This window comes from Flavobacterium sp. LAR06 (assembly GCF_041946075.1).
In the GTDB taxonomy this organism is placed as follows: Bacteria; Bacteroidota; Bacteroidia; order Flavobacteriales; family Flavobacteriaceae; genus Flavobacterium.
On the sequence record NZ_JAUTYT010000004.1, the window covers coordinates 267,074 to 284,138 of the forward strand.

At 33.6% G+C, this 17,065-nt stretch carries 9 protein-coding genes; 1 reads left to right on the forward strand and 8 read right to left on the reverse strand.

Annotated features, from left to right (window positions below):
* Positions 1 to 42: 42 nt before the first annotated feature.
* The 6 genes from Q7C23_RS08080 to Q7C23_RS08105 form a co-directional block, all read right to left on the reverse strand.
* The gene (locus Q7C23_RS08080; protein WP_375032027.1) at positions 43 to 801 is read right to left on the reverse strand and encodes a family 16 glycosylhydrolase; all 759 of its coding nucleotides are present in this window, start codon (positions 799 to 801) and stop codon (positions 43 to 45) included.
* A gap of 83 nt (positions 802 to 884) precedes the next feature.
* Positions 885 to 2,546, reverse strand: coding sequence for a family 16 glycosylhydrolase (locus Q7C23_RS08085; RefSeq protein ID WP_375032028.1), 1,662 nt, complete (start codon positions 2,544 to 2,546; stop codon positions 885 to 887).
* Positions 2,547 to 2,558: 12 nt separating this feature from the next.
* Positions 2,559 to 4,112: a hypothetical protein gene (locus Q7C23_RS08090; protein ID WP_375032029.1), complete on the reverse strand. Its 1,554-nt coding sequence runs from the start codon at positions 4,110 to 4,112 to the stop codon at positions 2,559 to 2,561.
* Between the two features lie 14 nt (positions 4,113 to 4,126).
* Complete coding sequence (locus Q7C23_RS08095) at positions 4,127 to 5,626, reverse strand: RagB/SusD family nutrient uptake outer membrane protein (RefSeq protein ID WP_375032030.1); 1,500 nt, start codon at positions 5,624 to 5,626, stop codon at positions 4,127 to 4,129.
* Positions 5,627 to 5,637: 11 nt separating this feature from the next.
* On the reverse strand, positions 5,638 to 8,703 hold the full coding sequence (locus Q7C23_RS08100; protein WP_375032031.1) for a SusC/RagA family TonB-linked outer membrane protein: 3,066 nt from the start codon (positions 8,701 to 8,703) through the stop codon (positions 5,638 to 5,640).
* 241 nt (positions 8,704 to 8,944) lie between these two features.
* A complete protein-coding gene (locus Q7C23_RS08105; protein ID WP_375032032.1) occupies positions 8,945 to 11,746 on the reverse strand; it encodes a triple tyrosine motif-containing protein in 2,802 nt (933 codons plus the stop codon).
* A 195-nt stretch (positions 11,747 to 11,941) separates the two neighbouring features.
* Here Q7C23_RS08105 and uvrA point away from each other — a divergent pair, with 195 nt between their 5' ends.
* A complete protein-coding gene (gene uvrA, locus Q7C23_RS08110) occupies positions 11,942 to 14,737 on the forward strand; it encodes an excinuclease ABC subunit UvrA (protein WP_375032033.1) in 2,796 nt (931 codons plus the stop codon).
* Between the two features lie 90 nt (positions 14,738 to 14,827).
* On the opposite strand, the gene Q7C23_RS08115 is transcribed toward uvrA, so the two are convergent.
* Positions 14,828 to 15,124 carry a hypothetical protein gene (locus Q7C23_RS08115; RefSeq protein WP_375032034.1) on the reverse strand — a complete coding sequence of 99 codons (297 nt, stop codon included), beginning with the start codon at positions 15,122 to 15,124 and terminating at the stop codon, positions 14,828 to 14,830.
* A 243-nt stretch (positions 15,125 to 15,367) separates the two neighbouring features.
* On the reverse strand, positions 15,368 to 17,020 hold the full coding sequence (locus Q7C23_RS08120) for a mechanosensitive ion channel family protein (RefSeq protein ID WP_375032035.1): 1,653 nt from the start codon (positions 17,018 to 17,020) through the stop codon (positions 15,368 to 15,370).
* Between the last annotated feature and the right edge of the window lie 45 nt (positions 17,021 to 17,065).

Consider the following 17,065-nt stretch of genomic DNA (forward strand, 5'->3'; position numbering starts at 1 on the left):
ACACTTATACTATTTACATCTAACTTTTTCATCATTTATTTGCTACTGATATACACGTACATAATCTACATAAAACTTTTGCGGTAACACTTTATCATCTACTTGAGGACCTCCAAAATTACCTCCTATTGCTAAATTAACGATGATATAAAAAGGTTTATCAAAAGGCCAGGTATTTTCATTTTTTTCTATTGGATTAAAAGTATATACCAAGGCAGTATCTACAAAAAAAGCAATTTTATCTTTTGTCCATTCAATTGCATAAACGTGATATCCTTCTTCAATGTTAGGAGAAGGTGTTCTTTTAGTATTAATTGTATTTCCATGACTGTCTTGTGTATGTAAGGTTGTATACACCATGCCCGGATCTCTACCAATATATTCCAGAATATCTATTTCACCTGTTTTTGGCCAATGAACCTCATCTATATTAGCACCCAACATCCAGAATGCCGGCCACAAACCGTGACCAACTGGTAATTTTGCTCTTGCTTCGATTCGGCCGTACAGAAACTCTTTTTTACCTTTCGTGGTAATTTTGGTAGAAGTATATTTATTATCTTCTTTTTTAGCCTCTATTATTAAATTTCCATCTTTAAATTCGTGGTTTGTTTTGGTATAAATTTGCCTTTCGTTATTACCGAAGCCACAAAGATTTGGACAACCATCGCCTATTTCGAAATTCCAATCCTTCTCATTTAAATTTTTATCAGTGAAATTTTCCTCCCACACCAGTTTTCTTTTTACTTCTTGTGCAAGGCAAAAACTGCTAATCAATAGCAATACCATTATTTTTTTCATAGTATCATTTTAAAATTACAAAAATTAAGAAGGTCAGCCTAAAACTGACCTTCTCATTTCATTATTACTAATTAATCTATAATCTATTGATACACTCTAACGTAATCAATCTCCAAAGAAGACTGTGTGAAAGCTGCATCAATATTGCCACCCAAATTACCTCCCATTGCGACATTTAAAATTAAGAAAAAGTCGCTATTAAAAGGCAAAGAACCATCATTAGGAACGGAATGAATCTGCACATCATCTACAAATGTTGTAACTGATGCAGGACTCCAAATTGCTTTATAAACATGAAATTCAGTTGAAACATTTGGAATTGTTTTAGAACCTGTATTCCCTTCTCCTCCTGAATGTCCAGGATAATGGAGTGTACTCAAAATAACATTTTGATTTTTCCCAACATGTTCCATAATATCAATCTCTCCGCAGGCAGGCCACGGTTTAGTCGCATAATTCTGGCCCAACATCCAGATTGCCGGCCATGTCCCTACACCAATTGGAAGTTTAGCCCTAACCTCAACTTTTCCATAAGTAAAGGCAAATTTAGCATCTGTTTTTAATCTTGCCGAAGAATATTCTGCACCACCAGAAGCTTCCTTTTTCGCTGTAATTTTAAGGTTTCCTCCTTGTACAATTACATTTGTTGCTGAGTTAGTGTAATTCTGTTTCTCATTATTTCCCCAACCATTATCACCTCTGCCTAAATCATAGTTCCATTTTGTTGCATCGGGAGCTCCATCAGTATTGAACTCATCTGACCAAACTAGTTCTGTAAAATCTGCCGGTGGAGTTTGAGTTGGTTTTGTAGTTGTAAAAATATGATACCATGCCAAACTTGAGTTTCCGCCCATAACAGCTCTAACCACCATTCTGTTTTCTGTAATTGATAAGATCTCATACGAACTCTGACCAATATAGTAGCCCATAAATCCACCATCAGAGAAGTTTAACATTGTTCCTCTTGTCTGCGTTGCATGATCCGGATTTTTTGTTACAACTGATTCCGAAGGACTCAATGAAACTGTTTTAACTCCTGATGCATCATAAGCCAAACAATCATCTCCATCTCCGCTTCCTCCTGCTACATTTTTGAATGATGCATTAAAGAAGGTTGCTCCTCCATTATCTAGTTCGAATTTCAATTGTCCTTCTACGAGAGAGAATGTCAATACGTTGTCGTATAAACAGCTGCTTGTTGGTGATCCTGCTTTTTCAAAAGGTGCAGCTGAATAATAATTTGAATAGTAATTTTTGGTAGCATCTCCATCATTTTGACCTACTCCTAAATGTGCTGGTTCTGAGGCTGACCAATACCATTTCTTAGAGGTTCCGGCGGTCAGGAACTGAACAGCTTCTTCATCATTAAAGTTACTAAGTACCGTAACATCCAATGTCGTGTTGGTAGCTATACCGCCTTTACCTGATGCGATTACTGTAACAGTATAAGTATTCACTCCTGTTTTTGTAAAACGCTTAGTAAACACACCGCTTGGAGAATTTTCTGAGGTTCCGTCACTAAATACATATTTATAAGATACTGCATTATCTGCGGTTGCAATTAGCTTTACCATTCCTGAACCATCTCCATCCGGAGCATCGGCAGTTTTTCCGACAATTTCAGCTGTTACTTTAAGATTTGATGGTGCTGACAAATCGCCAAATGCATAATCATCTTTCTGGCAACTTACTGTCAAAAATAGTGACAGTAATCCTATTATATTTATAATTATCTTTTTACTCATGATTTCGTTTTTTTAATTGGATTGTTTAATGTCATCAAAATAATAGGTCTTTCCTGTGCCGTTAACTCCAAAGTCAAAGAATACTACTACTCGCTGAAATTGATTGGCTGTTGTGGCTCCATTGAAATCAAAAGTTAGTTCTTCCCATCCGTTCGCTACAGTTGTAGTTGCATCTACTTCTTTATTAATTGCACTATCAGACATGTTTTCAAACTTCATTTTTACAACAATTCCTGCCTGAGGCGACCATACTTTCATCTTCATCTTTTTGAAAGTAGAAAAATTAAGCGGATTTGCCAATTCAATGAACGATCCAGCCCAGGTTTCAGCACCACTTCCTTTTGTTAAAGCTCCTACTTTTGCAGATGTATTAATTCCTGCTTTATCCGGATTATCAGCTAATACTGAATTAGCTCCTCCAAAACTGGTAAACCCATAGGTCAATACAGAAGATTCAAAAGTTAATGGTAATTTTAATGTTTCCACACCTGCAGTCAATTCTATATCATCAAAATAGTAATCAGCTCCTGTTCCATTATTTCCAAAATCGAAGAACACTACCAGTCTTTGATAATTCTTAGCATTATCAACTGCAGAGAAATCGAAAGTTAATTCTTCCCAACCGTTTGCAATTGTATTAGTTACATCCACTTCTGCATTAATATCAGGATTTGTTAAGTTCTCTAATTTCATCTTAACTACAATTCCTGCTTTTGGCGACCATGCTTTCAGTTTGATTTTTTTCAATGTTGAAAAATCAATTGGTGCGCCTAATTCCATAAACGAACCGGCCCAAACTTCTGAACCTGCACTTTTATTTAACTTAGCCACTTTTGCGCTTGGATTTTCTTCGTTTACACCTGGATTATTAGCCACAACTGTGTTTGCTCCTCCAAAATTAGTAAAAGCATAATTCAGGGTTGTAGATTCAAAATCAACTGGTAATAAAACCGGATTCGAGATTGTAATTGTTTCTTCATAAGTTGTGGTTGCAACACCACCGCTCAATGCTACCACTTTTACATTATACTCTCCAACATTAGCATACGTATGTTTAATGGTTTCGCCTTCCATGAAATCTACTGGAGTTTCATCTGGAGTTTCACCAAAATAAACCTGAAAGAAAGTTTCTAAGTTTGCTTTTGCAGTAACTGAGGCTGACAAATTATCTCCTATAACATGTGCCAATGTCACTTGTAAATTAGTTGGTGCCAAAAACGAAACGGCTACTTCCTGAGTTACCTCTGTTATTTTTCCATTAATTCCCATAGCCTTAATTTTGGCTTGATAAACTCCTTCAGGATAGGTGTGATCAACCGTAGCTCCCGGCGCCAGATATTCTGATTCTGAACTTCCATCTCCAAAATTTACTTTGTACTGTGTAACACCTTCTCCTTTAGGCAAAAAAGTGACCTTACCTGAATTATCTTGTGCTATGGTGGTCAAAGCAGATATATTAGTTGGTGTGCTTACACCATCTAAATCAATATTGCTGCTTTCATCGCTTGAACAACCACTGAAAATGGTTATAACGAAAAGACTTATAATAAAATGTATTTTTTTCATAATAGTGTTTTTATTTAGTATCCAGGGTTTTGTTGCCAATTTCCATTTGCGAATTGAATTTCTTCAATTGGAAGCGGAAATAATTCATTTTTATTAGCAGTAAAACCCGGGATTTTCCCAACTGCTTTTCCTGTTCTAACCAAGTCAAAGAAACGTTGCCCTTCTCCAAAAAGTTCTGCTCTTCTTTCAGCCCAAATAAAATCAGTAAGGGCTGCACCAGAAACTGTAATGTCATGGTTATTGTCGCCAAAAGCACGTCTTCTGACTTGATTTAAATAAGTTCTTGCTTTTCCGTCATCAATTGCGCTACGGTTGTATGCTTCAGCCGCCATTAATAAAACATCTGCATAACGTATCGCTCTGTAATTGTTAGGATTTGTCAAATTCAAATCTCCCTGAGCATTATCACTTCTTTTTCTTGGCAAATATTTTCTATTAAAATAACCAGTGTCCTCATTTCCTTTTCCAAATGAAACTCCTTTTCCTCCATCATAATTTGTATTTGCTGCTGCCCATGCTGCAATGTCCAGTATGGCAACATCTTTACGTTTATCTCCAACTTCAAAAGAGCTTGCAGCTTCTGCAGTAGGAACATTAAAACTAAATCCCGAAGAAAAAAGTGGTCCTGAATAATTTCTTACTCCGCTAAAACCAACTGCGACGTTACCTTCACTACATTGTAAACATGTAAAACCAGCTCCTTCAACATCTGTATATTGTACTTCAAAAACAGATTCACTTCCATTTTCTCCATCCAATTCGAACATTGCATTATAATCCGTTTGCAAACTATATTCCCCAGAAGTTATTACGCCGTCAAGAGCCGTAGCCGCCTGTGCAAATTTATTTTGGTATAGATAAGCTTTTCCTAATAATGCCTGAGCGGCACCTTTAGTAACACGCCCTTTTTGAGATGCTGTTGGAGATAAATTAGCAACCGCAAAAATCAAATCAGCTTCTATCGAAGCATAAACTTCTTCAACTGATGAACGTGGCACTATTTTTTCATCTCCAACTTTAAATCTAACATCTCCTTTCATCGGGATTCCACCAAACCATTTCACTAACTCAAACTGGTAATACGCTCTTAGAAAACGTGTTTCTGCAAGTAGCTGGTTTTTTCCTTCAAAATCGGTTTTATCTTTAAATTCAAGAATATAATTCGCTCTCTGAACTCCTGCAAACATCCAATTCCATATATCTCTCAAGTTACTGTTTACTGGTGTATGAATCATGTCGTCTATTTGCTGCCAGCCAATTACATCTGTTGGGCTCTCACCTCCTGCTAATGTATTATCTGAAGCAATTTCTCCCAATAAAGCATTAGCATAAGAGGACTGCAATAAATCATAAGCAGCAACTAAGGCATCATTATAGTCTTCTTTTGAATTGAAATAATTTTCAGAATCAATAGAATATTGAGGTCTTGGACTTACAAACTCATCTGAACAAGAAATACTAATTGTCGAGAACAGTGCAAGTGTTATAATGGTTGTAATTAAATACTTTTTCATTTTTATTGAAATTAAAAATTAATGTTTAAACCCAATAAATAGGTTCTTGGAACTGGGTAAAATCCATAATCAATTCCGGCACCAATTGGTGATTGAGAAACTCCATCTTTATTAGTTGGCCCAAATGAAGCGCCTGGATCAAAACCTTTATATTTAGTAAAAGTGTATAAATTATTTACGCCTGTATAAAGTCTTAGTTTAGTAATTCCCGCTTTTTGAGTTACTTTTGGATCAATTGTATATCCTAATTGTATATTTTGAATTCTGAAGTAAGAAGCATCTTCAACAAAATAATCTGAAAGCACATTGTTTGCAGTTGCTCCTGTAGTTACTCTAGGTACAGAATTGCTTGTTCCGGGACCTGTCCATCTATCCAAAACATAATCTAATCGATTAGCATCAGAAAGTACACGTTCGTAGTTACGAACCATACCATTTTCTATAGAAGCGAAGCTATAAAGTGCAAAATCAACATTTTTATAATTTAATTGAATATTAAAACCCATTGTAGCATTTGGAATTGGATCTCCAATATTGGTTTTATCTTTAGTATCAATCACTCCATCACCATTTACATCTACATAACGAATATCTCCTGGTGACGCATTTGCTCCTAAAGCTAATTGTGAGGGATGGGCATCGACTTCGGCCTGATTTTGAAACAATCCGTCAGTTTTATAACCATAGAAATATCCAATTGGTTTTCCGGCTTCCATGCGCGATGCCGCTGGCTGTCCTACTCCAAAATTTCCCTGTTCAATAATTCCGGTTCCGTTTTTTACTTCAAGCACTTCATTTTTGATAAAGGTTGCATTATAACCTACACTCAAGCTAAAGTTTTCTGAAAATCTCTCTTTATAATCAATTGCAAATTCAATTCCTGAATTTCTAACTGTACCCGCATTTAAGGTTGGTGGGGTTGCACCCGGAGCACCAACGCCTGTAATCCCTGAAACTGGAATATCCGGTATCAATAAGTCTTTTCTGGTATCAATAAAATAATCTGTTACTATAGATATTTTATCGTTGAATAATCGAAGATCTAAACCAACATCAAATTTTTTGGCTTCTTCCCATTTCAAGTTAGGATTTGGTATTTGCCCTGTAGCTACTCCACTAACCAAATTACCATCAAATAAATAGGTCGCTTCTCCATTTAAAAGGCTCAAATAACCATTATTCGGAATTTGATCATTTCCTAATGTACCATAACTAGCTCTTAGTTTCATGAAATTAAATGTTTTCGATTCACCAAAGAAATCTTCATCAGAAATCACCCATCCCGCTGTAAATGACGGAAAATATCCCGTTTTATTATCTGGTCCAAATTTTGTCGAGGAATCACGTCTGATCATTGCAGAAAGAAGATATTTCCCTTTATAATCGTATTGTGCTCTTGCAAAATAAGATAACCTTCTTTGATCGTAAACATAACCTCCGGTATTCAAGGCTGTTGGTAACCCTTTGGTTAAAGAAAGATCTGCATAATCCCATGAATTATTAGGAACATCAAAGCCAGTTGCATTCATAGAATTCCCCCATTGCTTGTAAATCGTATTACCTAATGTTGCTGTGATATTATGATTCTCTCCGATTTTCGTAACATATGTTCCATAAATATCAAATGAATAATCATTATCATTTGTTGTGGTTTGTGTTACAGAACTTCTTTGTACATCAAAAACTTTTCCGCCATAACTTATTTTTTTTCCAAACGTTTTGCCTTCACTGTTTGAGGTATTAAATCCTATTGAGCTTGAAAGGGTAAATCCTTTGAAAATTTTATAATCCAAACCAAAATTACCATTCAGTTTTTTATAGTTGTAATCGTTGTAAGTATTCGCGATTTGCGCTAACGGATTTATAATTTCTGTTCCCAATCCTGTTGTACTTGGCACTAAAGTAAAATCGCCATTTGCATCATAAGGAACAAAAGTTGCCGGTACGTTTAAAGCATTAAACAATACAGATCCTAATCCATTTTCATTAATGGATTTTCTATTAAAATAAGTGTAAATTACATTAGTTTTTACTTTGAATTTATCACTTAAATCAGCTCCCAAAGCTAATCTGGCCGTATTTCTTAAGAAACCTGATTTATCCTGTCCCACTATACCTTCCTGATCTAAATGTGAACCACTGATAGAATACGTAATCTTTTCAGATCCTCCGGATATTGTTAAATCAGTGTTTAAAATAGGTACACCTGTTCCTAAAACTTCTTTTTGCCAGTTCGTTCCTTTTCCTAAACCACTTACATTTGGATAAGGAAGTGCTTTTCCTCCATTAGCATAACTTTCATTTAATAATAAAGCATATTCAGTGGCATCTAGCATTGGTAATTTTCTTGAAGCTTCCTGAAATCCTGAATAACTATTAAGAGAGACTTTTGTTTTTGAATTTTTCTTTCCCATTTTAGTAGTAATCAAAATAATTCCGTTTGCCGCAATAGTTCCATAAATGGCAGCTTGTGCATCTTTTAAAACAGTAATAGTTTCAATGTCATTAGGATTTAATAAGCTTAGATCGCCTACATAACCATCAATAATTGCTTGCGGGCCATTTTCTCCATTGGTTGCAATACCACGAATACGAATATCCAATTTTGCACCGGGAGCTCCGGATTGGGTAGTTACATTTACTCCTGAAACAGTTCCTTGTAAAGCTTGTTCTACCTTTATAGGTTTTAAAAGATCTAATGTTTTACTGTCTACTATAGAAACTGCTCCTGTTACTTCTCTCTTCTTTTGAGATCCATAACCAATTACAACGACTTCTTCGAGAGATCTGGTATCATCGCTCATTTTGACTGTAATTTTGGCAGCTGAAACAACAACTTCCTGCGTTCGATAACCAATATAACTTAAAACAATTGTGGTTCCGGTTGAAACACCAGAAAGTTTAAAGGATCCGTCAAAGTCTGTGGTTGTACTTTTTGACGAATTTTTAACTTTTACATTTACGCCTGGTAATGATAACCCAGCGCCATCTTGTACAGTTCCGTTAACATCAAAAGATTGCGAAAACGCAAAAGATGTAAACAGTAATAGTACGGTTAGTAATAATTTTGATTTCATAATTAGTTAGTTTTTATTGAAAGATAAATTTATCTGATCCAATTAGGAAAACGACAAAGTTAACCTCAACAAAAAACATACATCACAAAAAAAATATCACTTAATTACATATATATCAAAAAAACCCTTGGTTTAACTATAAATTACAAATGTTAATTTATTTAACAAAAACACGACAAAAGCACAACAAAACGTTAATGTTGAGGTAATGTATAGTTTTTTGAAAGCGATTTTAAGCTTCCTATACAGCTAGAATATATTCGACTAAGCCAATTTCATGCTGTAAATCCATTTTTTTACGCAAACGATATCTTTTTATCTCTACACTTCGAACAGAGATATTAAATAAAGGAGCTATTTCCTTCGAAGAAAGATTTAGTCGCAGGTAAGCACAAAGTCTCAAATCATTAGGAGTTAATAAAGGATGAAGCTGTTTGATTCTTTTTAGAAAATCTTTATCAGCATTATCAAATGCTTCTTTAAAAACATTCCAGGAATCTTCTTCCGTTATATTTTTATTAATGGTACTGATTACAGATTTGATGTTTTTATTATCGTCCTGACTCGTTTTCTTTAAATCTTCTTTAATAAAGGCTAACAATTCGTTTTTACTATTTAAACTCATTGTGGAAACAGCTAATTCCCGATTTTTACTATCTACATCCTGAGAAAGCTGTTCGTTTCTTACTTTCATTAATTGTCTTTCATTTTCCAATTCTTTAATCTCAAGTAAGAGATTATTTTCTTCAATCAATTTCTCTTTTTGTTTATGATAGTAATTTATATAGGCCTTATTGATAAAATAGGCTAACACTAAAAAAAACAGAAAATAAATAAACCAGGCCAAATTAGTCAAATACCAGGGTTTTAAAACGATAAATGTGTACGTAGCTGTATTTTGCAGAATTGTATTAGCGTATCGTGCTCTTACTTTAAAGGTATACTTCCCAGGAGATAAATTTTTAAAATTTACTGTGGCTTTAGTGCTCCACTCGCTCCAATCATTCTGGAAACCTTCCAGTAAATATTGATATTCTGAATTAATATATTTATTGTACTCCGGAACCGTGTAATTTAAAGTGATATTATTTTCATTAAAATGAAAACTTCCCTCATTTTGAATTACCACATTTTTAAGCGTTTCGTTTTGTTTGTTAATTGTGATATCCGTTATAAAAACGGTATAATTTTTAAAACTTAGATCCTCAATATTTAAAGTATAATAACCATCTGTTGTACCTATTAAATAAGTTGATTTTGAAATTTGCGTAATATTTTCAAAACCAAGCATTGAATTGGTCAAAGAAGAAGGAATCGGAATGACATTTTGTTTTAACTGATTGCTCAATTTGCTGGCAGAGAAATAATGAATATAATTTTTAGAAAAAAGCCAGATTTTATTTGAATTATCGACAATTAATTTACCCGAAGTATATTCGTCTTTTTCAAAAATAGAGCTCAGTAAATTATCCTTTTCAAATAATTTTGTATTTGGATTTAGCTTAAAAATCCCACCTTTATAAGCATAATAAATCTGATTATTAAATTTAGTAAGACTTGCATTTATTCCTTTAAGAGGAGATTTATAAGTGTAAAAACCACGTGTTTTTAATAATGATTTATCTAATTTCAACCTAAATATCCCTTTATATTCATGACTTACATAAACATCAAAATTATTTGTGATCTCAAAGTACCTTGACGAATAATCAAAACCTTCAATTTTATTTTTAAAAACCCATTGATTGTTTATTTTTTCAAGAACTGAAATTCCATAATAATTTCCCTGGAGCAATTGATTTTTATTATTTGGTACAGATTCAAACTTCCAGGTTCCGGACGCTGAAAATATGCTTCGGGCAGCATCATTTGTAATGATAAAAGTTCCGGAATCGTGTCCGCAAAAAAGTGTATTATCATACACAAAAAGCGACCAGACTTGTCCTTTTGTACCATTTATAAATTTAAACTCCGTATTACTCTGATTTGGTTTACAAAATAGCCCCTGATTCGTTCCAACATATAGCATAGCATTAAAAGTTGCCGATGCATAAACAGTTCCCAAAACGCCGGAATCGTCTGTAAAACTATGTACTGGAGAATTAATATTAATACAATTGATTCCGTTATCTAATCCTGCCCATAAATTCTGATCTTTATCTTCAAAAAGTGAAAGGGCGGTATTATTACTTAACCCTTTGCGCTGTGAAATATGATATTTTAATTTTCCGTTATTTGATAAAATAAAAATTCCATTCGAAACTGTTCCTAACGCGAAACTCCCGTTCTGAAGAAATTGACTGCTATACACAAAACTTGACTTTAATTCGGCATCAACATCGGTAACAAAACGACTTATTGTATTTCCAACTAACTTATAAATACCATCCAATTGGGTTTGAATAAGCAATCCATCATCTGTAGTAAAAATATTGACAATCGTAAATTTCTTAAGAATTGGATGATCTGAAACTAATTTCGCTTTACCGCTTTCAATTTCAAAAAGGCCTTCTTTTATCGTCTGAAAATAGATGGCATTTTTTGGGGCAAACGATTTTATAACGCCATTTTTTGGGGCAATGATTTTGAACTTTCCTGTTTTAGTATCATAAATATAGATTCGGTTTAAAGATTGAAACAGAATCCATTGATCGTACTTCAGAATATTCCAAAACTGTTCGTCGTCTAGTATTTTATTTTTAATGGTATCGCTAAGCGAAGTATATTTTAATTTACCATTTGCTTGTCGGGTCCAATAACCAAAATTCATATAACAACCCGTATAAATTTTTGTTCCGATGACTTTAACGGAGCGAATAATAGTTTCATTTGGAGCCGGATACAATTGCCAGGTTGTTCCGTTATATTCCAGAAGTCCGTCATTATTGGCAAAATACAAATAGTTTTGATCATCCTGTGAAATCATCCAACTTTGATTTCCTGCACCATAAGCAGAAGAAGAATATTTTACGATTGGTGGAAACTCCTGAGAAAACAGGAAAAAACTCATCAGAAAGAATAGTGTAGCTAGTTTTGTTTTCAAAATTACGATTGTATTAATTTAGTATAAAAACAGTTCTAAAATAGTTTATTTTATGTTGAACCAGCAAGTTTTTGGCAAAAAAAGCATCAATGGCAAAAAGCAACTATACTTGGTAGATTTAGTTAAAATTTGGAACAATCTCATTAACAAAACTCAATTCAAAATTGATTACTTTTGTAAAAATTGACTTTTTTTATGCAAATTGATCTTTCGACACTCGACCCAAAACATAATATTATCATTAAAGGAGCGCAGGTACACAATCTAAAAAATGTAGATGTCGCTATTCCCCGAAACAAACTTGTTGTCATCACAGGTCTTTCAGGATCAGGTAAATCAAGTTTGGCATTTGATACTTTATATGCTGAAGGGCAGCGTCGTTATGTTGAAAGTTTATCATCATATGCACGTCAATTTCTTGGCCGTTTAGACAAACCAAAAGTTGAATATATAAAAGGTATTGCGCCTGCCATTGCTATTGAACAAAAAGTCAATACTACCAATGCGCGTTCGACTGTTGGAACATCAACTGAAATCTACGATTACATTAAACTTTTATTCGCCAGAATTGGTCGTACCTATTCGCCAATTTCAGGACTTGAAGTCAAAAAAAATACGGTTACCGATGTTGTTTCTGATGTAAAAACATTAGAATTAGACAGCAAATGGCTTTTACTTTCTCCTATTCATTTAGAGGAAGGAAGGCAGCTTGAAGACAAATTAAAAGTACTTTTACAGCAAGGTTTTGCCCGTATTTTAGTTGATAACGAAATGGTTCGTTTAGATGAATTTACACCAACAGAAATCCATAAATTAGATAATAAAGATATTCTCCTGATTATTGACCGAATTGTTGTTAAGGAGGAAGAAGAATTCTATAATCGTTTAGCCGATGCCGTACAAACTGCTTTTTTTGAAGGAAAAGGTATTTGTTACTTACAGGAATTAAATTCAGATAAAAGATTTACCTATTCAAATAATTTTGAATTGGACGGAATTACTTTCTTAGAACCCAATGTGCATTTATTCAGTTTTAATAATCCATATGGTGCATGTCCGGTTTGTGAAGGCTACGGAAATATAATTGGTATTGATGCTGATTTAGTGGTTCCAAACACTTCTTTATCTGTTTTTGAAAGTGCGATTTATCCTTGGAGAGGTGATAGCATGAGCTGGTATAAAGACGAATTGGTGAAACATGCCTACAAATTCGATTTCCCAATCCACAAACCTTATTTCCAATTAACAGAAGATCAAAAAGATTTAATCTGGAAAGGAAATCAATATTTCCAGGGATTAAATGATTTCTTTAGAGAATTAGAGGAGAAAAATTATAAAATTCAAAACCGTGTAATGTTGTCTCGCTATCGTGGAAAAACAAAATGTCATGCTTGTCGCGGAAAACGTTTACGCGAAGAAGCTTCTTATGTAAAAATAGGCGGAAGAACAGTTTCAGATTTAGTTGATCTTCCGATTAAACATTTGGTTACATTCTTCAAAGATCTTCAATTAAACAAATACGAACAGCAAATCGCTAAACGTTTGATGGTTGAAATCAACAATCGTCTATCGTTTTTGACCGAAGTTGGATTGGATTATCTTACATTAAACAGAAACTCTTCAACACTTTCAGGAGGAGAGTCACAGCGTATTAATTTGGCAACTTCACTTGGAAGTAGTTTGGTTGGGTCAATGTATATTCTGGATGAACCAAGTATAGGTTTACATCCAAAAGACTCAGAACGATTGATCAAAGTATTACTTTCGCTTCGTGATTTAGGGAATACGGTTATTGTAGTGGAACATGATGAAGACATCATGAAAGCGGCTGATATGATTATTGATATTGGTCCCGAAGCAGGAACTTTTGGAGGGAATTTAGTAGCTCAGGGAACTTATGACGAAATCCTGAAATCAGAATCACTTACTGCCAAATATTTAAATGGAGATTTAGAAATTTCGGTTCCGAAGAAAAGACGAAAATTCAAAAACCATATCGATATTGTTGGCGCGAGGGAAAATAACTTAAAAAATATTGATGTAACGTTTCCTTTAGATGTTCTAACGGTTGTTACAGGAGTTTCAGGAAGTGGAAAAAGCACCTTAATAAAGAAAATTTTATTTCCTGCTATGCAGAAAAAACTGGAAAACGCTGCTGAAAAAGCGGGTCAGTTTACCGAAATAAAAGGTTCTTTTTCTCAGATCAAACATATTGAATATGTAGATCAAAATCCTATTGGAAGAAGCTCAAGATCGAATCCCGTAACTTATATTAAAGCTTACGATGATATACGTGATTTGTATGCCAAAGAAAAATTATCTAAAATAAGAGGTTATCAGGCAAAACATTTTTCTTTTAATGTTGATGGAGGCCGATGTGAAACTTGTAAAGGAGAAGGCTCAATAAACGTGGAGATGGTCTTTATGGCCGATGTTTCTTTACCGTGTGAAACTTGTGGAGGAAAACGTTTCAAAAAAGAAATCCTGGAAATCAATTTTGACGAAAAAAACATCAATGATATTCTAACTATGACTATTGATGACGCCATTGCTTTCTTTGAAAAAAACAAACAAACTAAAATAACTCAAAAATTGCAACCTTTACAAGATGTTGGTTTAGGGTATGTACAGTTAGGGCAATCTTCTTCAACATTGTCAGGTGGTGAGGCGCAACGTATTAAATTGGCCTCCTTTTTAGTAAAAGGAGCCACAAAAGATAAAGCACTATTTGTTTTCGATGAGCCAACAACGGGATTGCATTTTCACGATATTAAAAAATTATTAGCATCATTTGATGCCTTAATAGAAAAAGGACATTCAATAATTGTAATAGAACACAATCTCGATCTAATAAAATGTGCAGACTGGATTATTGATCTTGGTCCGGAAGGCGGAGAAAATGGAGGACACTTATTAGCAGTTGGAACACCTGAAGATATTGTAAAAATAAAGGAATCTGTTACCGGAATTTATTTAAAAGATAAACTTTAATAAATCAAAATCGCTATAAATAAATTAGCCATAAATTACGGTGATTATACGTAATTTATGGCTAATACATTTTGATTAAAGTAGTTTTTTTTAAGCAACCAAACATTTCTCTTCAAATGGATAACCATCTTCATCGATAGCTACCAATATTTTTTTCTTTTTAGATGCGTGTACGGTGAGATATAACCAGGCAAATGACCATAATCCTAAGGTTAAGCAAAAAATGGTAAAATTTAAACCATGATTAACAACCTTTCCTCCCTTAGAAAGAACTGCAAAAAGTAATTTATCATTTCTTTCTTCTAGTGTAAATCCTTTGTGAACCTTACTGGATATCATATTAGAAAATACTTGTAAACTTTCCTGACTCAGTTGATTCTTTTTCATAACCCTCCTTTTTTAAAATTAATAAACACTTCTTTAACTTTAACAATTCTAGTAGGTAAACAATTCAGATAAAAACTTTATAGTTCTATTTTTATTGCATTTTTATAACATATTCTATATCTAATCAAATAAAACGCTGTCAAAAATTGAACATAAAGTTAATTTTAATAAATTAAACTACAAAGCGAATAACTGTTAAAATTTAACATATTAACAACACCATATCAATACCTTATCATTTTATCAATCATTCTTCTTAAAACTAAACGACGGGGATTCGTAGTCAGGTTTTAAATAATTTTCAGGAATAGTTGTAGTATTTCCGTCACGTAGCGCATTATAATGTGGCGACATGATTTCGATTCCGGCCGCATTAAACGAGTCCTGAATATTCTGATGCAGTGACGAATAAATTCTTGGCTGCTTCGTAGGTTCTTTCGTATAAACATTTATTTGATAGGATACATAAAAATCATCCAGGCTTGTTTGCAGAACAAAAGGCTCTGGCGTTTTCTCTGTCATGTCTGTCTTTAAAGCCGCATCAATTAGTGCTTTATGAATGCCCTTCCATGGCACATCATAACCAATAGTAACGGTAGTATGAATTAATAGTCCATTTGTTGCATGTTTCGTATTGGCTGAAAAGTTGGTTGAAGTACTGGATAAAACTGTCGCATTTGGAATAGTAATATCTTCAAACTTAGGCGTTCTGATACGTGTAACCAATGCTGTTTTTTCTATTACTTCGCCACTTACATCGCCAATCTTAATAAAATCGCCAATTTTAAACGGACGCATATACGTAATTACCAAACCCGCTACCATATTAGCAATAGCATTGGAGGAACCTAATGAAAATAAAACCCCAACAAATACGGAAACACCTTTAAAAATAGGAGAATCAGAACCTGGCAAATAGGGGAAAATAATTACCAGCATAAAAGCGTACATTAACAATCTGATAATATTAAATGTTGGCATGGCCCAATCATTATAAAATCCATCAATTTTTATGTTTTCCTTTTTTATCTCATCAAAGAAGAATTTGATAATTTTTATACTACATCTAAAAATGACAATAATAACAATAATCGTGATCAGACTAGGCAAAAAGTCTACAAAGCCCATTATAGCCAATTTTGCAGGAGTCAATATCCAACGTAATAAAGTCGTTGTATAAGCTTCTGTTGCCGGAAATATGCTAAATAAAACTGGCAATGAGAGATAAACAATAAAAATAAGGGTAATGATTTTAATAACCCCAAATAATCGCATCAACACAAACTGCTGTTTATGAGGAGACAAAATATTGATATTATTATAATTGAAACCTTTAAAATATTTATCACTCTTTTTTAAAATTCGGTATTTTATCCAATTAAAAATTTTACCAACAAAGTATAAAACCAAACCAATTATTAAAATCAATAAAACCGTGTACCCAAGGCGCTTCGGAAGTTGGGAATAGTTTGCATTTTGATAAACAACAGCATTTTTTATTAAACTTAAATTACGTTTTGCAATAAATGCAGGGGTTTCATTTTCAACCTTGGCATCAATATCCAAAACGGACATTATAATAAAATCTCCTTTATAAGTGATATCCTGAGAAATATCTGAAGGAACAACAACAATCGAATCACTTTCAAAAAAAGAATCATGATAAAGTTTCCTGATTTTTTCAGTAATAGCGTTTGCTCTGTTTTCTGCGGAAAAAGAACCTACCTTATTATAAACATAAAAAAGCGTGTCTTTAAAAGGAACTATTGGATATCCTTTTAATTTCAAATCAGGAATAGTGGTTTGTCCCGTTTTTAAAGTGTCTTTTTGAGCGGAGACTACTGAAGAAAATAAAATAAAAAACAATAGTAAAAAACAAAGTAATTTCTTTTTCATAGAATGCTAGAAATAAATTGATTATCCTTTCTAACAAATATAAAA

Coding starts and splice junctions, on each gene's coding strand:
- Q7C23_RS08080 (WP_375032027.1), bottom strand. CDS start 801: ATGAAAAAAATAATGGTATTGCTATTGATTAGCAGTTTTTGCCTTGCA.
- Q7C23_RS08085 (WP_375032028.1), bottom strand. CDS start 2,546: ATGAGTAAAAAGATAATTATAAATATAATAGGATTACTGTCACTATTT.
- Q7C23_RS08090 (WP_375032029.1), bottom strand. CDS start 4,112: ATGAAAAAAATACATTTTATTATAAGTCTTTTCGTTATAACCATTTTC.
- Q7C23_RS08095 (WP_375032030.1), bottom strand. CDS start 5,626: ATGAAAAAGTATTTAATTACAACCATTATAACACTTGCACTGTTCTCG.
- Q7C23_RS08100 (WP_375032031.1), bottom strand. CDS start 8,703: ATGAAATCAAAATTATTACTAACCGTACTATTACTGTTTACATCTTTT.
- uvrA (WP_375032033.1), top strand. CDS start 11,942: ATGCAAATTGATCTTTCGACACTCGACCCAAAACATAATATTATCATT.
- Q7C23_RS08115 (WP_375032034.1), bottom strand. CDS start 15,124: ATGAAAAAGAATCAACTGAGTCAGGAAAGTTTACAAGTATTTTCTAAT.
- Q7C23_RS08120 (WP_375032035.1), bottom strand. CDS start 17,020: ATGAAAAAGAAATTACTTTGTTTTTTACTATTGTTTTTTATTTTATTT.